Annotated in this window: 18 protein-coding genes; 4 read left to right on the top strand and 14 right to left on the bottom strand. The window is 45.0% G+C overall.

The features are described 5' to 3' along the window. Positions 1-249 precede the first annotated feature (249 nt). The 3 genes from LCM20_RS19465 to LCM20_RS19455 are packed head-to-tail and all read left to right on the top strand — an operon-like array spanning position 250 to position 2,727. Positions 250-897 carry a GNAT family N-acetyltransferase gene (locus LCM20_RS19465; protein WP_225197156.1) on the top strand — a complete coding sequence of 216 codons (648 nt, stop codon included), beginning with the start codon at positions 250-252 and terminating at the stop codon, positions 895-897. 4 nt (positions 898-901) lie between these two features. After that, the gene (locus tag LCM20_RS19460) at positions 902-1,549 is read left to right on the top strand and encodes an acetoin utilization AcuB family protein (RefSeq protein WP_225197155.1); all 648 of its coding nucleotides are present in this window, start codon (positions 902-904) and stop codon (positions 1,547-1,549) included. Continuing rightward, positions 1,546-2,727: an acetoin utilization protein AcuC gene (locus LCM20_RS19455; RefSeq protein WP_225197154.1), complete on the top strand. Its 1,182-nt coding sequence runs from the start codon at positions 1,546-1,548 to the stop codon at positions 2,725-2,727. Before LCM20_RS19460 ends, LCM20_RS19455 begins: the two co-directional genes overlap by 4 nt. A gap of 62 nt (positions 2,728-2,789) precedes the next feature. Here LCM20_RS19455 and motS read toward each other — a convergent pair whose 3' ends face one another. The 4 genes from motS to LCM20_RS19435 form a co-directional block, all read right to left on the bottom strand. After that, a complete protein-coding gene (gene motS / locus LCM20_RS19450) occupies positions 2,790-3,575 on the bottom strand; it encodes a flagellar motor protein MotS (protein ID WP_225197153.1) in 786 nt (261 codons plus the stop codon). Beyond that, a complete protein-coding gene (motP, locus tag LCM20_RS19445; RefSeq protein WP_225197152.1) occupies positions 3,565-4,389 on the bottom strand; it encodes a flagellar motor protein MotP in 825 nt (274 codons plus the stop codon). Before motP ends, motS begins: the two co-directional genes overlap by 11 nt. Before the next feature lie 51 nt (positions 4,390-4,440). Continuing rightward, positions 4,441-5,442, bottom strand: a complete 1,002-nt coding sequence (ccpA, locus tag LCM20_RS19440) for a catabolite control protein A (RefSeq protein ID WP_225197151.1) — start codon at positions 5,440-5,442, stop codon at positions 4,441-4,443. A 332-nt stretch (positions 5,443-5,774) separates the two neighbouring features. Beyond that, on the bottom strand, positions 5,775-6,842 hold the full coding sequence (locus tag LCM20_RS19435) for a bifunctional 3-deoxy-7-phosphoheptulonate synthase/chorismate mutase (protein WP_225197150.1): 1,068 nt from the start codon (positions 6,840-6,842) through the stop codon (positions 5,775-5,777). A gap of 163 nt (positions 6,843-7,005) precedes the next feature. Here LCM20_RS19435 and LCM20_RS19430 point away from each other — a divergent pair, with 163 nt between their 5' ends. Then, the gene (locus LCM20_RS19430; RefSeq protein WP_225197149.1) at positions 7,006-9,156 is read left to right on the top strand and encodes a cell division protein FtsA; all 2,151 of its coding nucleotides are present in this window, start codon (positions 7,006-7,008) and stop codon (positions 9,154-9,156) included. A 79-nt stretch (positions 9,157-9,235) separates the two neighbouring features. On the opposite strand, the gene ytxJ is transcribed toward LCM20_RS19430, so the two are convergent. The 10 genes from ytxJ to LCM20_RS19380 form a co-directional block, all read right to left on the bottom strand. After that, entirely contained in the window at positions 9,236-9,559 is a 324-nt protein-coding gene (gene ytxJ, locus LCM20_RS19425) for a bacillithiol system redox-active protein YtxJ (protein WP_225197148.1), read from the bottom strand. A gap of 57 nt (positions 9,560-9,616) precedes the next feature. Beyond that, on the bottom strand, positions 9,617-10,054 hold the full coding sequence (locus LCM20_RS19420) for a YtxH domain-containing protein (RefSeq protein ID WP_225197147.1): 438 nt from the start codon (positions 10,052-10,054) through the stop codon (positions 9,617-9,619). A gap of 23 nt (positions 10,055-10,077) precedes the next feature. Next, entirely contained in the window at positions 10,078-10,485 is a 408-nt protein-coding gene (locus LCM20_RS19415) for a DUF948 domain-containing protein (protein WP_225197146.1), read from the bottom strand. 188 nt (positions 10,486-10,673) lie between these two features. Continuing rightward, entirely contained in the window at positions 10,674-11,969 is a 1,296-nt protein-coding gene (gene murC / locus LCM20_RS19410) for a UDP-N-acetylmuramate--L-alanine ligase (RefSeq protein WP_225197145.1), read from the bottom strand. Positions 11,970-12,192: 223 nt separating this feature from the next. Continuing rightward, positions 12,193-13,305 carry a nicotinate phosphoribosyltransferase gene (locus tag LCM20_RS19405; RefSeq protein WP_225197144.1) on the bottom strand — a complete coding sequence of 371 codons (1,113 nt, stop codon included), beginning with the start codon at positions 13,303-13,305 and terminating at the stop codon, positions 12,193-12,195. Between the two features lie 99 nt (positions 13,306-13,404). Continuing rightward, positions 13,405-16,272, bottom strand: coding sequence for a DNA translocase FtsK (locus tag LCM20_RS19400; RefSeq protein WP_225197143.1), 2,868 nt, complete (start codon positions 16,270-16,272; stop codon positions 13,405-13,407). Positions 16,273-16,562: 290 nt separating this feature from the next. Continuing rightward, complete coding sequence (ytpR, locus tag LCM20_RS19395; protein WP_225197142.1) at positions 16,563-17,168, bottom strand: YtpR family tRNA-binding protein; 606 nt, start codon at positions 17,166-17,168, stop codon at positions 16,563-16,565. Between the two features lie 3 nt (positions 17,169-17,171). Further along, a complete protein-coding gene (locus LCM20_RS19390; protein WP_225197141.1) occupies positions 17,172-17,990 on the bottom strand; it encodes a DUF1444 domain-containing protein in 819 nt (272 codons plus the stop codon). A gap of 163 nt (positions 17,991-18,153) precedes the next feature. Beyond that, positions 18,154-18,471, bottom strand: a complete 318-nt coding sequence (locus LCM20_RS19385; protein ID WP_225197140.1) for a thioredoxin family protein — start codon at positions 18,469-18,471, stop codon at positions 18,154-18,156. A 28-nt stretch (positions 18,472-18,499) separates the two neighbouring features. Beyond that, positions 18,500-19,528, bottom strand: a complete 1,029-nt coding sequence (locus LCM20_RS19380) for a PTS transporter subunit IIC (RefSeq protein ID WP_225197139.1) — start codon at positions 19,526-19,528, stop codon at positions 18,500-18,502. Between the last annotated feature and the right edge of the window lie 114 nt (positions 19,529-19,642).

Raw genomic sequence — 19,642 nt, 5'->3', positions numbered from 1 at the left:
GTTGACCGGTGTACCCATCATGGGGCATCGCTCCTTGATTCATTTTCTTCATTATACAATGTAATTGTCGAAATATATAGAAAAATAAGGCTGTTGAGGAAAGTTTCTCAACAGCCTGGAAGGCAGTGACTATAAATAGTCACTGCCTTCTTTTTGGGTGAAAAGCATTCCCTTTCTGTTCATGACAAAATAAAAATTTGATGTATAATTGGGAATAGCCAATATTTTCTTTTATAAGGCGGTGAATATATGGAGCATGTGAAGACGTACTACAGTGACTCTTTTGATTCAGAATATGGCCCTGTCGTCATAGAGGGTCCCCTTTCATCTAACGAGCTATCGGCGTACACATTTGACGACCACCTGACAGCTTTCAGACCGGCACAGAAACAGTTTGAGGCTGTGAAGGGAATAGCTGATTTCGATGAAGGTCGCATTATTATTGCCAGACACGACGAGAACATCATCGGATATGTCACCTACCTTCATCCAGATCCATTAGAACGATGGTCGGAAGGGAAAATGGAAAACTTGATTGAACTCGGTGCCATAGAAGTGAGCCCGAAGTTCAGAGGCTACAGAGTCGGATCACGTTTACTCGAAGTCTCTATGAAAGATGAATATATGGAGCATTACATTATCATTTCTACTGAATATCATTGGCATTGGGATTTGAAAGGTACGGGTCTGAACATATGGGACTACAGGAAAGTCATGGAAAAGATGATGGCTGCCGGCGGATTGACACCTGCACCGACAGATGATCCTGAAATCATCTCCCACCCCGCCAACTGTTTGATGGTCAAAATAGGCAAGCACGTATCCGAGGAATCCGTAGAGCAATTTGATACGCTGAGGTTCCTGACGAGACATCAATATCGACAGGCAAGGAGGTAAACGCATGCTTGTAGAGGAAATTATGAAGAGTGAGGTCATTACCCTTAAAGCAGATGCAAGTATAGAGACGGCTTTGAAGCTTTTGCAGGAAAACCACATCCGCCATATACCGATCATTGATGACGAACATCAAGTCATCGGAATCGTGTCCGACCGCGATGTACGAGATGCATGTCCCTCCATTTTTGATGGGGACACGAACCCCGATGAGCTGCAGCATCCGATTGAGTCGATCATGACATCTCCTGTGATTACAGTCCACCCTTTGGACTTCGTAGAAGAAGTGGCCTCAATTTTCTATGAACACGAAATTGCCAGTGTACCCGTAACAACAAACGACAAGCTGGTCGGCATATTGACAGAAAAGGATATGCTTTATACGTTGATCCAATTAACCGGAACACACGTCCAAAGCTCGCAAATCGAGGTGAAGGTCATCAACAAGCCTGGCATTCTCCCTAAGGTGACTCAAGTATTCGGAAAGCGTAAAGTGAACATCAGCTCCGTTCTAATCTACCCGTATAAGCCCGATGAGGCTTATAAAATCATTGTCGTTCGCCTTCAAACGATGAACCCACTTCCGATTATCGAAGATTTGAAGGCAGAAGGTTATGAAGTACTGTGGCCACAGATGCCGGGGATGACACCATGAGCTGTCGGTCAGGATTTGTTTTTTCCGAAGACTTTACGACGTACAAATTCCGGGATGATCACCCATTTAATCAAATGCGGGTTCTGTTGGCTAAAGACTTACTTGAGTCGTCAGGCGCACTCGATGAAGGGGATCTAATTGATGCCAGATACGCATCAGATGAAGAGCTGGAGCTGGCTCACAGTAAAACATACATCGAAGCTGTCAAAAAAGCTGGGCAGGGACTTTTGACAGAGGAAGAGGGATTGGAATACGGAATTGGGACGGAAGATACTCCGATGTTCGAAGGCATGCATGAGGCATCTTCCCTACTGGTCGGCAGTACCCTCTCAGCTATCGATGCCGTTATGACCGGCGAATGTGAACACGCACTGAATTTAGGAGGCGGACTTCACCATGGTTTCAAACGGAAGGCTTCCGGCTTCTGTATCTATAACGACGGGGCAGTAGGTATCCGGTATATCAGGGAAAAGTACAACTGCAAAGTCCTTTATGTTGATACGGACGCTCACCATGGAGACGGTGTCCAATGGGCGTTCTACGACGATCCAAACGTATGCACATTCTCGATACATGAAACAGGACGATACCTCTTCCCTGGCACAGGGAACGTGAATGAGCGAGGCCTCAAAGAAGGATATGGGTACTCGTTCAATCTTCCAATCGATGCCTTTACAGAAGACGACTCTTTTTTAGACTTATATGAAACCGCTCTCAAGGAAATAATGGAATTCTTTAAACCGGATGTGATCGTTACTCAAAATGGAGCAGATGCTCATTTTCTCGATCCCTTAACTCACCTTTGCTCCACTATGAAAATCTATGAGCGGATTCCACAGCTGGCCCATGAACTGGCTCATCAGTATTGCGATGGAAGGTGGATCGCTTTAGGCGGTGGTGGCTATGATATTTGGCGGGTCGTCCCGCGGGCATGGGCACAGATTTGGAAGGTAATGAACGATCAAGAACCTTTCCAAGGGGCACTCCCTTCGAACTGGCTGGATCATTGGCAGAAGAAGTCCCCCGTGACGCTGCCCACGCATTGGCACGATCCAGAAAACAGCTACAAGCCCATTCCGAGGAAGAACGAGATTACAGAGAAGAACGCCAAAGTCCTTGAGAAATCTCTGCAACTCATTCACAACCAAAAAAAATACAACAACTCCGTCGGTCATTAACGCCGCACAGTAGCACTAGATACAATAAAGAGGACGTGCACACTGCACGTCCTCTCTTCTACTTAATTATAATCCGGCTTCAGAATGACAATCTCTACCCTACGGTTTTTGCTCCAGTTCTCTGGTGAATCATTAGGTACGACTGGACGCGTTTCACCGTAAGCAACAGCTGTAAAACGTGAAGGGGCGAGACCCTGTGTATTGTTGACCAGATACCTTATGACACTACTTGCTCGTGCACCGGAAAGCTCCCAGTTCGACGGGTAACGGAACGTAGAGATCTGCCGGTTATCGGTGTGTCCCTCGACTTTGATGAAGTTCGGGATATTCATTAGGAGCGTCCCTACTTTACTTAAGAACGGCTTTGCCTGATCCAATATTTCAGCCTCACTCGTCTCGAACAACAGCTGTTCTTCTAAGACAAGCACAATTCCACGCTCTGTCTGGTTAGCTGAGATGATATCATTCAATTGATTATTTTCTAAGTATTGGTCTACCTCTTGTTTCAACTCTTCTAAGTCTTCAGCTGCTTCTCTTGCTGCTGTATCGTTTTCAGCTATATTCCCCGGATCCTCAGTAGGCTCTTCAAACTCATTCGTTGTTTCCCCGTTCTCCTGAACTTTGGTTGCTTCCGTCGGATTTTCGCTTTCAATCGGCGAAGGGTAAAAATCAAAGATCATCCGATTTCGGAAAGACTCTGCAATAGCATCGAATTTCACAAGGTTGATTTGTGAAATGGAGAATAACAGAACGAAGAATACGAGGATTAACGTGACCATATCTGCATAGGTCGTCATCCATTTGGGAGCACCGTTATTATTGCTTTTCTTCTTTCGTCTAAGCTTCATTTGCGGCCTCTTCCAGATCGTCCTCCTGCTTTTCTTCCTCTATGATTTTTTTATCTTCCTCGGAAAGAAAGGCACTCAGTTTTTCTTCAAGAATCTTAGGGTTCTGTCCAGACTGAACACCGATGACCCCTTCGATAATAACCTGCTTCATGAAGATTTCCTTCTCTGTTTTATTCTCAAGCTTGGAAGCCATTGGAATAAAGACTAGGTTCGCAAGTAACGTACCATAGAAGGTCGTTAAAAGGGCGACTGCCATTTTCGGTCCCAAGGTCTCTGGGCTCGTTAAACTTTGCAGCATGAGGACAAGTCCAATCAATGTACCAATCATTCCCCAAGCCGGTGCATACTCACCTGCTTTTTCGAAGATCGATCTTCCGCGTTGGTGACGCTCCTCAACAGCTACGATTTCTGCATTCATAATGTCATTGATTACTTCAGGTTCAATGCCATCTACAGCAAGTAAAATCCCCTTCTTAATAAATGGGTCGTTTACTTCTTCAAGTTCTGCTTCTAGAGCCAGTAATCCTTCACGCCTCGCCCTTTCAGACAATTGAACAAAAAGAGAGATCAACTCTCTAAGGCTCATTTCACTACTTTTGAATGCTTCCTTTGTTACTTTAAATGTAAGCTTGAGTTCACTCCAGTTAAAGTTAACAAATAAAGCCGCTACCGTTCCACCGATTACGATGACGATGGACGATGCCTGTATAAATGAAGTAATGCCGCTAAACCCTGTGTTCACCATAATACCGAAGATTACCATGATAAAACCGACGGTAATCCCTATGGGAGTCAATAAATCTCTCTTTGTCATATTACTCTCTCCTCAGTTTCGTACAGATACAGTCTACTATCTATATCGGAACTATTTCTGCTGAGTTGAGTTTCTTTCAATAATTCGGTGAGGTAAAATTACGCTTTGCTCTTCAACTTCTTCTTTATTCATGAATTTTGTCAGTAAGCGCATTGCTACTGCTCCAATGTCATACATCGGTTGAACAACTGTAGAAAGGGTCGGCCTTACCATCGTTGCCAGTCTCGTGTTGTCGAAACCGAAGACTTCAAGATCTTCCGGTACACTGTATCCACTGTCCTGTGCTCCGTGAATGACTCCAAGAGCCATTTCATCTGCTGATACGAACACAGCGGTCGGCTTGTCCTCCATGTTCATCAGCTGTTCGAAAGCCTCGATTCCTGAATCATAAGAGTAGTCTCCCTGAACAATCCACTTATCCGCATCGTCATGTCCATGATCCTTCATCGCACGCTTGTACCCGGCAAGCTTCTCCGTATTAATGACCGTATCTTCCGGTCCAGCTACGAAAGCTACACGCTCGTTATGGTGAGATAGAAGAAGTTCCGTCGCTTCATAAGCTGCTTGTTCGTAGTTGATGTTAACAGAAGGCGTCTCTCCCGTTTCATCTACGGTCGCAGCCAAAGCAATGGGAACAGATGACGTTTTGAATTCACGGATATGATCTTCTGTGATTTTTCCACCCATGAATACAAGTCCATCCACCTGTTTACCGAGCATTGCATTAATTAAATGAAGCTCTTTATCTTTGTTCTGGTCTGAGTTACTAAGAATGATGTTATAGTTGTACATCGTTGCGATGTCCTCAATTCCACGTGCCAATTCAGCAAAGAAGATGCTGGAAATGTCCGGGATGATCACGCCTACTGTCGTTGTTTTCTTACTAGCCAGTCCGCGCGCTACAGCGTTGGGACGGTAGCCCAATCTTTCAATCGCCTCATGGACCTTCTTCCGAGTGGCCGGCTTTACGTTCGGATTGCCGTTTACAACTCTTGAAACGGTGGCCATGGATACATTTGCTTCTCTTGCTACATCATATATTGTTACATTCATAATGCTTCCTCCTTCATCAATTGCCTCTAACGATTTCTCATTATTAAATAATCATACGATAGATGGGCTTGTTCCGCAATGTTCGTGGTATTTCCCTATGTTTAGCATACCCCTAATATTATAACGAATAACGATGAATCAGGAAAACAGTTCTTCTTTAAATCACAAAAGTCCTTTGTGTCAAACAGCCTTAAATGCTTATTTTTCGTTCAAGGGGTAGACATGTGATTCGATTCTTTCACAACTCTTATAGACATCCGCTCGGAAATCTCCCCATCATCAAAAAAAGAGTGCGGGGCTGGAATGCCCCACACTCGCTTCATTTGCTTCTATTATACGTTGATTCCCTTCAGCTCATTCATGAAGGAATTGAACGTCGGGATGTCCATTTGCTGAGCCGAATCCGAAAGGGCAACGGCCGGATCAGGGTGAACCTCTGCCATCACGCCGTCCGCTCCGATCGCAAGTGCCGCTTTTGCTGTTGGAAGCAGAAGATCTCTACGACCAGTAGAGTGCGTCACATCGACCATGACAGGAAGGTGCGTTTCCTGCTTAAGAATAGGAACTGCTGAGATATCAAGTGTGTTACGGGTTGCTTTCTCGTATGTTCGAATTCCTCGCTCACAAAGGATAATGTTCTCATTACCACGTGAGATAATGTATTCTGCTGCATTTATAAATTCAGAGATCGTAGCAGACATGCCTCGTTTTAGTAGTACAGGCTTATTCACAGAGCCCGCTGCTTTCAAAAGCTCGAAGTTCTGCATGTTACGAGCTCCGATCTGAATCACGTCGAGGTAATCTAGCGCTTCTTCAATATCAGCAGGGTTCACAATTTCACTGACTACAGCCAACCCTTGTTCGTCCGCTGCCTGCTTCAACATTTTCAATCCTTCAAGACCGAGACCTTGGAAGTCATAAGGCGAAGTACGAGGTTTGAAGGCACCGCCGCGAAGCAACGTGAGTCCCTGCTCTTTGACCGCCCTTGCAACCGTTGAGACCTGTTCGTAACTCTCAACTGCACATGGTCCCATGACAAAGCTTGGAGAACCTTCTCCGACTCTCTCCCCTTTAATATCTACAACCGTATCCTCTGGCTTTTTCTTACGAGATACTAACAAAGCCTTACGGTGGTCATCCTCCTGTAACTCTAGCCCCGCCTTGAAAATCTCTTTGAAAAGGTGGGTGACTGTAGAATCTTCGAATGGACCTTGGTTATGGTTGGAAATGTGATCGAGCATTGCACGTTCACGAACGGGATCGAAACGGTTCGTCCCCTGTTGTTCTTTGATCTGGCCAATATCCTTTACCAAATCACCGCGTTTATTAATTAAATTCAGAAGCTGTAAATTAACATCGTCTAACTGACTACGCAACTGATCAAGCTTTTGATTACTCATCTTTCTTCCCCCTCTGATTGTTTTGTTTAATGTTTAGACAAAATATGATACTTTTAAAATAATTAGGGACAATTATAGCTAATATTTCGAAAGTTGTCACCCTTAGAAAAGGATTTCATCAAAAGAAATTGAAGAAATTTCCCGACCTGGAGGTACAGGATCAATGAATGAGAAAATTTTTGCCCTCGATATCGGAACACGATCCGTCGTCGGAATCATGATGGAGAAGAGCGATGACTCTTATAAAGTAGCTGATATGGTGACTCGTGAGCATGAAGAGCGTTCCATGCTTGACGGTCAAATCCACGACATCTTATCCGTCTCACGGGTAATCGACGAAGTAAAAAAGGAACTCGAACAGAAACACGGACCCTTACATAAAGTATGCGTTGCTGCCGCTGGTCGTGCCCTTCGCACAAAACGCACGTCCATTCAGAAATCGGTCGACCAGCACCCGTTAATGACTTATGAAGACATTTCCCACCTGGAACTGCAAGCTGTTCAACAGGCCCAGTTCGAAATTGCTCAGGAGTTCGATGAAGCTACCTCGACCGACTATTATTGCGTCGGTTATTCTGTCTTGCATTACTACTTAGATGATCAGCCAATCGGATCTCTGATCGACCAGCAAGGGAAGGAAGTCACGATAGATATTATCGCAACCTTTTTACCCAAAGTCGTCGTAGAGTCCTTGTTGTCTGCTCTGCAGCGCTCGGGTCTCGAGATGGATGCTCTTACACTTGAGCCGATTGCAGCCATCCAAGTGTTGATTCCACCTTCCATGAGGCGTTTAAATGTCGCTCTCGTCGACATAGGGGCAGGTACGAGTGATATTGCCCTAACGGATGAAGGAACCGTCACAGCATACGGGATGGTTCCTGTAGCGGGAGATGAAATTACAGAAGCGATCAGCGACGCCTATCTACTTGATTTCCCTCTTGCTGAGAAGGCAAAGCGGGAGTTGACTGAACACAAAGAGACGACCATGACAGATATTTTAGGATTTGAGACGATTGTAAAGTACGAGGAAGCAGTCACCGAGATTGAAGCAAGCATTCAACTACTAGCTGATCGAATCGGGGACGAGATCCTTCTTATGAACGGCAAGTCACCTAAAGCGGTGATGTTAGTCGGCGGAGGAAGTCAGACACCCGAGCTTACGAAGAGACTTGCGGATAAGCTGCAGCTCCCTGCTAACCGCGTAGCAATAAGGGGAATCGATGCCGTTCAAAATCTCGAAGAAAAGGACAAACTGCCCCAAGGGCCTGATTACGTCACACCAATTGGAATTGCCATTGCGGCCAAACAAAGCCCCGTGCATTACATCAGCGTGACGGTCAATCAACGCACCATTCGACTGTTCGATATGAAATCCCTCAAAGTCGGTGACGCTTTCTTGGCTGCAGGTATTGATTTCTCAAAGCTTTACGGGAAACCAGGTCAAGCCTTTGTCGTTACCGTAAACGGAAAAACCGTACCGCTGAAAGGCTCCTTTGGAAGACGCCCGACTGTTCAAATAAACGGAGAAGAAGCCTCCCTTGACGCTCCTATTCAACATCAAGATGCCATCGAGGTGACAAAAGGGACCGACGGAGAGCAGCCTAAGGTCACGGTGGAGGATATTATAGGGGATTTAACCTCGATTGAAATCTCCTATAATGGAAACTCCTATTCTCTTACCTCACCAGCTGTCTTTGTAAATGGAAGACAAGCGCAAGGGAAACAACAAATCAATGATCGTGACAGTATTGAGCATAAACCTCTGCGAAATCTGAGGGATGCTAAAAGTGTCCTTTCAACGATGGGCGTCTGGGAAAATACCATATCTGAAGAAACAGCCTTGACGGTAAACGGCCAAAAACTCAATTGGCCAGAAAAGAGCGGGAGTCTTACAATCAATGAGACAAGTGCACAATTAGACGCCCCCATCAAGCAAGGTGATTCCATTCGCCATGATGCTGCTCCTGCTCTTTCACTAGAAGAATTGCTCATTTACCACGACTACCCGATGTATGAACAGATTGATGTGTTTTTTGAGGGGAACACTGTGAAGATGCACAAACAGAAAATCAAGGTATTTAGAGGGAAGCAATCTCTTCACCCAGATGATCATGTAGAACCGGGTGAGTCACTGAAGGCAGAAGAAATTGATACGGAACCTTTTATTTTCCAGGACATTTTCAGGTACATCGATATTGATGTCAATGCCGTCCCTAAACCTTATCAACTCTATAAAAATGAAGAGGCGGCCTCTTTCCACGACACGCTCTTCCCTGGAGACCGATTGAGTATCGGACTAAAGTCAACGGTATAAAGAGTGGATAAGGCGAGTTTGAATTGTAAAAAAGGCAAGGAGCGCAGTCTCTCCTTGCCTTTTTTATATTTGGTGAAGGTTATGATACAACTTGTTGTAATGTCTTCTCTGTAATAGCACCGTGGCTGTCATGCCACAGTACTTCCTGACCTTTAAATAAAAGAACCTGCGGCGATTCATGGCGCACGGAGTACTGTTCTGCAATATGATTGGACAACTCTCTTGACTCTTGTACGTGAAGCAGGTAACACGGGAAATCAACACTCTCACTGAAGTTTTTAAATTGGTCGTACGCCATAGCACTGATTGGACATGTCGTACTGTTTTTCATTAAGAAGAAGGACGGGTTCTCTTCGAAAGCTTTCTCAAACTCCTGCTGGGAATTCAATACTGAAATGCTCATATGGGTCTCCTTTCGATGAAAAAAGTGGAGGCAGAAGCCCCCACTTTTATTTGTGTATTATTGGTTAGGTGATATAGTGGTGTTCTGCTGATTCTCAAGTTCTTTCGCTGCTTCTTCGATCGCTTCTGCTACTTCTTGAGCCGCTTTCTCCGCTTCATCTTCTTCGCTTGAGCGAATATTCTTCACTTTATCCTGAATGTCTTTCGTAGAGTCCTTCACTTTGTCAGACCACTCGGTAGACTTCTCAGATAGGTTTTTGGAGAATTGAGAAGAAGACTCGACTGCACGGTCTTTCCAGTGTCCGCTCTTTTCAACTGCTACGTCTTTCCATTCCCCTGCGCGCTCTCTCCACTCTCCTGAGCTTTCGTTGATGTTGTCACGCAGTTCACGACCGGATTTCGGTGCGAAAAGCAATGCTACGACTGCTCCTACCACTCCACCGATCAGAGAACCTAGAACGAAATCTCTACCATTTGAATCTTTGTGCTGTGCCATGTAAATTCCTCCTCAAATTTTAGTTATCTTTGTTTTGCTTTTTTCCACAAATCGACGGCAACCTGCCCCCACTTCATCGCTTGGGCAGCGGTTTCAGTATGTTCGTTGGCAGATTTCGACAGCCCACGAGATACTGAACGAAGCGACTGATTAAATTCCTGGACAGAATCCCCGATTCCTTTCACGCCATCTACAAGCGTGTTCAGCTTCTGAGACTTCTCCCCTACATCTTCAGCCAATTTATTGGTTTTATTTAAGAGAGCCGTCGTTTCCAACGTTATTCCCTCCATTTGTTTTTCTACACCTTCCAGGGTGTCAGCAACATTGTTCATCGTACGACGAACTGCTGTCAACGTTCTGGCCAAGTAAATGGCGAGAACAGCAAAAGCCACTGCTGCAATCAGCGCAGCAATGTACAAAATGATAATCATCCCCCTGCACACTCCTTCGACTATGTATTTAACATTTTAGTTATTTCCCAAATCAGGGCTTTTATAAACGCTTAAGGTATTAATTCGATAAAAGAAATACAATTTCCTTCTCAATCGTACAATTATTGTGCGAAATAACTTATCTAGTGTAAATAGAAACGTGCGGGATCATATGACCCGCACGTCCATTACTCATTATGCTTCTCGTAGGCATCCTGAAACTTCTGAATGTCGCCTGCTCCCATGAAAAGAAGCACTCCGTCCTCATAGGATTTCAAAGCCTCTGTCTCATCAATCTTCAAGATTTCAGATTGCGGGATTAACTCCTGCAGGTTTTCAATCGTAAGCTTTCCTTCATTTTCCCTCGCAGAACCAAAAATGTCACAAAGATAAACGTGGTCGGCCTGTTTCAGACTTTCAGCAAATTCGTTAAGGAACGTTTTCGTACGCGTGAACGTATGTGGTTGGAAGATAGCCACGACTTGACGATCCTTATATTTCTTACGTGCAGACTCAATGGTCGCTGTTATTTCAATCGGGTGGTGGGCATAGTCATCCACAAGGATTTGGTCATGCCACTTCTTCTCTGAAAAACGTCGCTTCACCCCTCCGAATGTCGCAAGCTTACGAATCTGCTCAGGCGTCATATTCTCATAGTGGCAAATCGCAATGACACTCAGCGCGTTCAATACCGTATGGTTACCGTATTGCGGAATCGTAAATGTTTCATAGAAATTATTTCTTACAAAAACGTCGAAGGTCGTTCCTTCTTCATCTTCTCTTATATTCTGCGCTTGAAAATCATTGGTTTCAGAGAACCCATAATACAACACAGGGACATTCGCTTGAATGTGCTGTAAATGCTCGTCATCTCCACAGGCAATGATCCCTTTTTTTACCTGCTTCGCCATTTCTTGAAACGCATCGAACACATCATCGATGCTTGAGAAATAGTCAGGGTGATCAAAGTCGATATTCGTCATGATGGCATAGTCTGGATGATAGGATAGGAAGTGTCTGCGATACTCACACGCTTCAAATGCAAAGTATTGACTGTCTTCATGTCCACGCCCTGTCCCGTCTCCAATTAAGTAAGAGGTTGGGTAATTCTCAGCAAGCACGTGAGCCAACAGTCCAGTCGTAGACGTTTTGCCATGAGCTCCTGTCACCGCAATACTCGTGTACTGACTTAACCATTCTCCCAGAAAATCATGATAGCGGTAGAATGGTAAACCAAGCCTTTTGGCTTCTTGAATCTCTTCGTGGTCATCACTAAATGCATTTCCTGCGATAATCGTTAAACCTTCTTGTATATTCTCTTTAGCGAAAGGCAGAATCTCAATATTTTTCTTTTCCAACACTTCTTGTGTGAAAAAACGTTTCTCTACGTCAGATCCTTGCACCGTTTTTCCTGAATCATGCAGAATTTGAGCAAGCGAACTCATTCCTGTTCCTTTAATACCAATGAAATGGTAAGTTGTCATAAACAAGAACCTCCAAAATAAAGTGGATCACTTTAAGTATAGTGTATGTAAAAATCATAAAGTTGCGATTTATTCTCAGGACCATCCTCGGTGGATACCAGGAATAGCTTGAACGCTTTATTATCTTACCACGGAACCCGTCAGAGAAAAAGTGTTCAACCTCCTACAACTTCCATGCATAAAAAGGCACGAACGATTTTTACGCCTGTGCCTTTTGTATGAATTATTCAGCTTCATGATATTCTACATATTCAAGTCTTGGGTTCGGATTGAATTTTCGTCCTTCTTTGGCTTCATGTTGACCGTTGATAAAGACGTTATCCCCGGTAAACCCGATGCCGATCTTAAGAAGACTCCCTCCAACACCGTACATATCGACAGGGACACCCTGCTCCTCGAAGTCGCGGATTCTCTCCTTGGTAAAGCCACCACTGACTACGATTTTCACGTGGCGGAATCCCTCTTTATCAAGCGCTCGTCTTAAGGCAAAGACAAGTTCCGGATTCACTCCCCGTGGATCGAATGTACCCATCAAGTGTTGATTTCTCAGGAAATATTTATCCACGAGATTGCGGGATGTATCAAGCCTTACCCCTTTCAATGTTTCCCCGAACTCCCTCGCTACTTTCAGCGAGTCTGTGATGACATCATTGTTGTAATCGACAAGCGCCATCAGCTGATCATTCGGGAATTGTTCCTGATAGGCTTTCGTTGCGGCCACGACATCCCCTTTGAACATTTGGATCAGGGCATGAGGCATTGTCCCCATTCCTTCTTTCCCCCACCATTCGTTCATAGCGTGAGTAGCCTGAGCGGTCGAACCACCGATAAAGGCAGCGTACCCATCACCCGATTGCTGGGTAAAGTGGTCATCGCGGTCACCCATGAAAATAATCGGCTTCTGACGCCCAGACGTCCGGGCTGCTTTTACCACATTGTAGACGTTCGTCGAAACGGACGTACGACGTGCTAGCATCCCATCAATGATCCCTTCAAGGAAGCCGAAGTTCTGATAAGGTCCGGTAACCGTAAGTACCGTCTCGTATGGACTGATTTTATCTCCGTCTTTTAACGAATAAATATCAAGCTCTTCCGGATGATCTGCAAATGTGTGGATCAAAGCAATCGCCTCGTCCGTCCCACATAGTACAGCATGATCCTTTTGGAAAAACTGCATAGTCACTTCGTTATCAGGCACGTGGTTCTTCACAATTTCTTTCGTCTTCAGAAAGTACACGGCAGAGAACCATCCATCTGCCACCCGTTCATCAAATTTGAATGTTTTATTGGTTAAACGATCTATTTCCCCGTTCAACTTGCGATAGATTTCCTTCATGACTTTACTCCTTAAACGTTCGGTCAAAATTAATTCACTCACTGTCAATCATATAAAAATGCCGCTCCAAGTACAAGTCTTTACGCTATATTATCCGAATCATCCATGAATTAATTCTTCAATCTGCTGTTCTCCCATCAAAATATCACGGGGTTTGCTTCCTTTTTGTTCGGAAATGATCCCGAAGTCTTCCATCTGATCAATCAATCTCGCCGCTCTGTTGTAACCTACCTTGAACCTTCTCTGGATCAGCGAAGCACTTGCTCCGTTGTGTTCGACAACGAATCGTACCGCCTCTTCGAATAATTCATCCGTTTCTTCTTCTGAAGAGATCTGCTTCATCAATTCTTCCTGATGGAACAAGTATTGAGGAGGTGCCATCCGTTTCACATAGCTGGTGACACGTTCAATTTCATCATCCGAAACAAAAGCTCCCTGGATCCGCTTAGCTTGTCCCGATCCATTCTCGACAAACAGCATATCACCTTTTCCTAGAAGCTTCTCAGCTCCTGATGTATCGATGATCGTTCTGGAGTCCACTTGTGAAGAGACACTGAATGCAATACGAGTCGGGATGTTCGCTTTGATCAGTCCCGTAATGACATCGACAGACGGGCGTTGTGTCGCCAGCAGCAAGTGAATACCGCAGGCACGGGCCTTCTGAGCAATTCGACAAATGGCATCTTCCACATCCTGTGGTGAGACCATCATAAGGTCAGCAAGCTCGTCAATAACAATGACAAGATAAGGGAGCTTTTCAGATTGTCTATTCTGCTTCAACATCTTATCATTGTAACGTTCTACATCCCTGACGCCTTCTTCGACGAACTTCTCGTACCGCTCCTCCATTTCCTTCACAGCCCACTTCAGCGCTGTCGTTGCAGCCTTCACGTCTGTAATGACAGGCGAGACAAGGTGTGGCAGCTCATTATATGGTGCAAGCTCGACCATTTTCGGATCAATCAGTAGGAACTTCACGTCATCATAGTGAGCCTTGTAAAGCAGGCTGACGAGAATCGTATTGATACAAACACTTTTTCCTGAGCCCGTTGCACCGGCAATCAGTCCGTGCGGCATCTTTTTCAAATTGGTGACGATCGGATCGCCTCCGATATCCAGCCCAAGCCCCACGGATAAAGGAGAGCCTTCTGTACGGAAAGAATCTGATTCGAAGATTTCCTGCAGCCCGACCATCTGTGACTGATGATTCGGCACTTCGATACCGACAGCCTGCTTCCCTGGGATCGGTGCTTCAATACGAATGTCTCTTGCAGCCATACTAAGCTTGATGTCGTCTGAGAGGTTTGTAATTTTACTTACTTTCACTCCAGGTTCCGGCTGCACTTCAAAACGTGTGACAGCTGGTCCCTTCATGGCATTTACAACCTTCGCCTTCACATGGAAATGCCTTAGTGTTGTTTCTAAAAGTTCCATCTGCTCCCTGATCCACGTATCATCATCTTCTGTGGGACGGGACGCATCATCTAATAAATGCATGGGCGTCTTATAGTCGACGCGCTCTTTCTTCTCTTCTTGAGGGGGTGTCTCAGGCTTAGGATTTGTCTCTTGCCGAGCACTTGTCTCAGGTTTAGAGTTTGTCTCAGGCTGAATGTTTGTCTTAGGTAAGATCTCAGAACGCTCCTCATTCGGCTTTTTTTGTTCTTCGACAAGGCGTTCTGCGCTCTGAATTTTTTGATGATCGCGTGCATCCCTTGACCGTTTGTCTCTTGGTGTCATGATGACATTGAAGGGAACCGTCCGTTTTTTAGGCTTCGATTCATTGGATAGCGGTTGTTGGATAGGTTCCTCCTGCACAGCTCCAGGGTCTTCCTCGACTTTCGAGGAACTTAGGAGGTCTTCATCAGTTGGTTCAAGGATTTCCTCTTTTGAATCTGCTTCAGGCATCTGAACACCTGTTTGATCTGCCTCGATTTCTTTTTCGGATTCTCTTCCGACTTCCGCAGGTACGCGGTTGTTCTCTTGTTGGTCATCCCTATCCTGGACTTGCTCAGTCTCTTCTTCAAGTGATAGCGTTTCAGCAACATGATTGAACGGATGATCGTCAGCTTCTTCAAGATCGTCTTCTGTCTGCATAGCAGGCGAATCGACTTCTTCCTGTACGTTTGCTTCAGGATCATGAAGGGCTTCACCTTCTACATCTTCTACATCCTTCATAGAATCTGCCTCAAGAGACTCTTTCACTTCCTCGGTTTGAACGGCATGTTCATGGGGGTCCTGTTGACTTTCGTTCTCTACCCGTTCTGCTGCCTCGTCGCCCTGTTCATCAACGACTTCCGCATCAGACTCAACGGAGATTGGTTGCTCATGCGGCTCCGGTTCCATCATCAAGTCAGGTCCTTCTGGTTCTGAATCGAGTTCAATGTGGGAATCGTTCAATTCAGGCTGCTCTTCTGTCTGACTTAGTCTAGCAGGCTTCGCTTGGCGCTTGGCACTGACTCTCTCACGCAGCCTTGTACGCAGTTCTTCCCATTCCCGGTCGTCTGATCCTGTCTCTGTATCCGTCTCCACCTCCACTTCAGGCTCTGAGATTTGATGGGTAGAGGCAATCTCCTCAAGTTCTTCTACTCTTTGAGACATTTCACGGGCATGGTAGCCGTAAATGGGTGAAGGTACATCTGTAGGTGTAAATGGAATAGAAGAAATCTCAGGTAGTGATCTTTCCTCTTTTTCCTCCTTCTTAGTTGAACTCTCCTCTTCGACCTCTTTCGGCTGCCGCTCTCTCTTCTCCCGTTTTGGGCGTTCTTCTTCATGGGGCTGGAAGCTCGGCGCCTTCCTTCTTCGATTCGTTGTCTGGTCTGGTATAACAGGGAATCGGAACTCTCCCTGCTTGGGGTATTTATACGTCATTTTCGTTTTAGCATTCGTTTCATGTCGTTCCTGGATCGATTGATGGGAAGCCGGTGTTTGTTCAGTCTTTTCCGTCTCTTCATCTTGAAACCATTTCATCCACTTATTTTTTAAGTCTTTCCACATCATTTCTCACTCTCTCTTCATATGTAAATCACTCTTGTAGTTATCTAGTATTTTAACAAATTTATGAGAAGAATTGGTTTACAATCCCTTTAAAAATACTGTTTTTAGCTCAAAACAGTATAATGGTAGGAAATATGGAGAACATTATTCGCAGCCAAAGAGGGAGATGACTTATATAGTTAGAAGAAAAAGAACGAAAAATATGACAAAATGTCGTCTTCTACCTATAAAAAAAGAAGACCTTAAACAAGGTCTTCCTGTCATTAAAACTCAAAAGGTTGTCCTACTTCATAAGAGTCTTCCAGAACGAGGATTCCTTTTTCCTGTGGTGCATCTGGAAGATTCAGTTCTTTAGCTGAACAGATCATTCCCGTTGAAGGCACACCACGCAGTTTAGCATCTTTAATTTTCATACCGCTCGGCATTGTCGCACCGACTTTGGCAACGACGACTTTTTGGCCAGCATCAATATTCGGAGCTCCACAGACGATCTGCAGCATTTCGTCCCCTACATCTACCTGGCACACGCTTAATTTATCCGCATTCTCGTGAGCATCCTTCTCTTTGACGTAACCGACAACAAACTTTGGTGTCAAATCGAAATCAAGCACGTCATCCAACTGATTCTTGGAGAATAAGTCTTTGATCGGAGACAGCATTTCTTCTGTCAGACGCATCTTACCTTTTTCCTCGATATCGAAATACTGTGACGCATTAAAAATGTTATAACCGAGGAGTGAACCGTCTCTACGGTCTGTGATTTTTACGACGTCCCCGTAAGCTTCATGCTTTACCTCATTACGCTCTCCTTCTTTGATAGGGAGAATAAGTACATCTCCGATTCCTTGCTTGTTGTAAAATACATCCATTTATTAATCGTCCTTTCGCTTTGATTTCGGTTTCTTTTGGGCGAGGATAAAGATCGGTTCCAGTTCCTTGTCCTCATAAAGGAAGGATAGCGAAGTGATCGGTACCGTCCCTTCAGCAAAGAACTTCATCGCCATTTGAGCTAAGATATCGTAGCCTTCCGGGTTTTGAACATCCGCAAAGATGATGACATCCTGATGCGGAATGCTGATGGCGAGTTCACCTTTAGACTCCGCCTTCAACTCTTCTAAGAGCACTTCATTCAAGATCCGGCTCGCATCGTACCCATCCTGTGTGGACAAGAAATAAAAGTCATTTCCGTATACGGTATCCTTCTTCATTTCTACAGGTAGGGATCGGACATTGAAGGAGGCCACCTCTTGAACTCTTTCAAATGTCCAGCCTTTTTCCTCGAGCATGCCTTCATCGATTAACTGAAACGACTTCCCTAAGTCGAGTGCATAGTAGATTCTCGTCTCTGCCGTGTGATCCTGATGCAAAAGCTTCTTCCCTTTATTCGTCTCGGTAGGAAACGAACCGGCACGAATGACAGGGTAGATCTGACTCTCTTTTCCTTGTAAATCATGTGATACATTCATGATACGAAGAGCTTCCTGGACGTGGTCTTCCAACTCGTCTAACGCCGCTTCGCCTCTTGATTCATACTTGGCAATCACATTCGGGAGCGTAATTGTAATTCCGTCTCCAGAATCCTTCCACTCGATTCGAAACGTATCTTTATCGCGGTTGAACGTCGTTTTCCAATCTTCATGAGATAGGCGTTCTTCTAACTTTTTCTTCATTTTCATACTTGTCATTTTCATGTATTTTCCTCCTTTGTATAGGGAAGAAATCAGTGCCTCGACCATTTTACCATAAGTCCACTCTCATTATACACGTTTCTCTTTGATGTTAAAAAAAACAGCTGTCCCTATCGTTTTTGTCTTCTCAGGCGAAAAGAAAAAGCTGTGCTGATGCACAACTTTTTCATCCGCTTACCTGCTCTATAAATTCTTCAATTTCCTCTCTCGTCTTACGATCCTTGCTGACGAAACGACCAGCCTCTTCACCCTCACGGAAAGCGAGGAAGCTCGGAATTCCGAACACATCGTTCTCAGCACAAACGTGGATGAACTGATCTCTGTCGACATACACGAATGTCCAGGAAGAATACTTTTCCTCAAGCTCTGGAAGGAACGGTTCAATCACACGACAATCCGGACACCAGTCCGCTGAAAAAAGAAGAATGACGTTCTCTTGATTTATAAGATCTTTCAATTGTTGATCAGACTCTAATTGAATCATACCTAACACCTCCACACCTTATTCTATCTTAATCCTGCTCGATTTTCATGTCTCCAGGCTGGATCCAGCCTTTTCTTCTAAACCACATGGCAATCAGAAGGCTGATGACTGCAGGCCCAATAAAATGAAGGAATAAAACCGCCAGGGCGATATCCGCAGTAAAGCCCATCGTCTGAAAGGTCATAATCTGCCCGACGAGTCCGCTCGTCCCCATCCCGGCACCCGCTGCGTTATTTTCAAGCTGAAGCCAGACCGTAGCAAATGGCGCCAAAATGGCAGACGCGATTGTAGGAGGCAGAATGATGATTGGCTTTTTGACAACGTTCGCAATCTGAAGCATCGAGGTGCCGATTCCTTGAGCAATCGCCCCTCCGAACCCATTATCTCGATAGCTGATGACAGCGAATCCGATCATTTGTGCAGCACACCCTACTGTCGCAGCACCCGCTGCCACTCCTTCGAGAGAAAGTAATAAGGATATCGCTAAGCTAGAGATTGGAGCCGTCAACGCAAGCCCCATTAGGACAGCGACCACGATCCCCATAATAAGAGGCTGCTGGTTTGTTCCCCAATTGATGACAGAACCAAATCCAGTCATGAATGCAGCAATCGGAGGTCCGACCATCGTCGCCATCACATAGCCGACCGTGATGGTGGAAAAAGGCGTAACTATAATATCAAGCCTCGTCTCCTTGCTGACAACCTTCCCGAATTCGGTCGCCACGAGAGCAGCGATGAAACTTCCAGCCGGACCTCCTAAGTCCGCTCCGAGCGCACCACTGAACAAGGAAGCGAAAATGACGAGCGGGGGAGCTTTTAAACCATAAGCAACAGCCGCTCCAATCGCACCTCCCCATATTTTCGTATCCATAACAAATGTACCCATTTCCAGCAGCGCATCCGAAACAGGTCCTAGTTGAAGTTGTTCACCGATCGTTTTCATGATGAGTCCGATGATTAATGAAGAAAACAAACCAAGCGCCATGTAGCTAAGCGCCGTAATAAAATAAGCATGTACAGATAGATGTACACCTTTCCGTTGTAAAAAAGCTTTCACGTGCGAGACCTCCCTTAAAACCCTATCTGATATTATATCATTTCTTGACATGAGTAAAGACAGTCAAATTGTGCTAACATTTCTTCGATTTTCACCGATATAAATGGAAAAGCA

Source organism: Halobacillus litoralis, from assembly GCF_020171725.1.
In the GTDB taxonomy this organism is placed as follows: Bacteria; Bacillota; Bacilli; order Bacillales; family Halobacillaceae; genus Halobacillus; species Halobacillus litoralis_F.
This window is presented reverse-complemented; position numbering and strand designations above follow the sequence as displayed.

Excerpts from the sequence above, each read along its gene's own strand:
- motS (WP_225197153.1), bottom strand. The coding sequence starts at position 3,575 with ATGAAGCTTAGACGAAAGAAGAAAAGCAATAATAACGGTGCTCCCAAA.
- LCM20_RS19405 (WP_225197144.1), bottom strand. The coding sequence starts at position 13,305 with ATGAAGGAAATCTATCGCAAGTTGAACGGGGAAATAGATCGTTTAACC.
- murC (WP_225197145.1), bottom strand. The coding sequence starts at position 11,969 with ATGACAACTTACCATTTCATTGGTATTAAAGGAACAGGAATGAGTTCG.
- LCM20_RS19430 (WP_225197149.1), top strand. The coding sequence starts at position 7,006 with ATGAATGAGAAAATTTTTGCCCTCGATATCGGAACACGATCCGTCGTC.
- ytxJ (WP_225197148.1), bottom strand. The coding sequence starts at position 9,559 with ATGAGCATTTCAGTATTGAATTCCCAGCAGGAGTTTGAGAAAGCTTTC.
- LCM20_RS19415 (WP_225197146.1), bottom strand. The coding sequence starts at position 10,485 with ATGATTATCATTTTGTACATTGCTGCGCTGATTGCAGCAGTGGCTTTT.
- LCM20_RS19385 (WP_225197140.1), bottom strand. The coding sequence starts at position 18,471 with ATGATTCAATTAGAGTCTGATCAACAATTGAAAGATCTTATAAATCAA.
- LCM20_RS19465 (WP_225197156.1), top strand. The coding sequence starts at position 250 with ATGGAGCATGTGAAGACGTACTACAGTGACTCTTTTGATTCAGAATAT.
- ytpR (WP_225197142.1), bottom strand. The coding sequence starts at position 17,168 with ATGGATGTATTTTACAACAAGCAAGGAATCGGAGATGTACTTATTCTC.
- LCM20_RS19420 (WP_225197147.1), bottom strand. The coding sequence starts at position 10,054 with ATGGCACAGCACAAAGATTCAAATGGTAGAGATTTCGTTCTAGGTTCT.
- LCM20_RS19460 (WP_225197155.1), top strand. The coding sequence starts at position 902 with ATGCTTGTAGAGGAAATTATGAAGAGTGAGGTCATTACCCTTAAAGCA.
- LCM20_RS19390 (WP_225197141.1), bottom strand. The coding sequence starts at position 17,990 with ATGAAAATGACAAGTATGAAAATGAAGAAAAAGTTAGAAGAACGCCTA.
- LCM20_RS19455 (WP_225197154.1), top strand. The coding sequence starts at position 1,546 with ATGAGCTGTCGGTCAGGATTTGTTTTTTCCGAAGACTTTACGACGTAC.
- LCM20_RS19400 (WP_225197143.1), bottom strand. The coding sequence starts at position 16,272 with ATGAAATGGTTTCAAGATGAAGAGACGGAAAAGACTGAACAAACACCG.
- ccpA (WP_225197151.1), bottom strand. The coding sequence starts at position 5,442 with ATGAATGTAACAATATATGATGTAGCAAGAGAAGCAAATGTATCCATG.
- motP (WP_225197152.1), bottom strand. The coding sequence starts at position 4,389 with ATGACAAAGAGAGATTTATTGACTCCCATAGGGATTACCGTCGGTTTT.
- LCM20_RS19435 (WP_225197150.1), bottom strand. The coding sequence starts at position 6,842 with ATGAGTAATCAAAAGCTTGATCAGTTGCGTAGTCAGTTAGACGATGTT.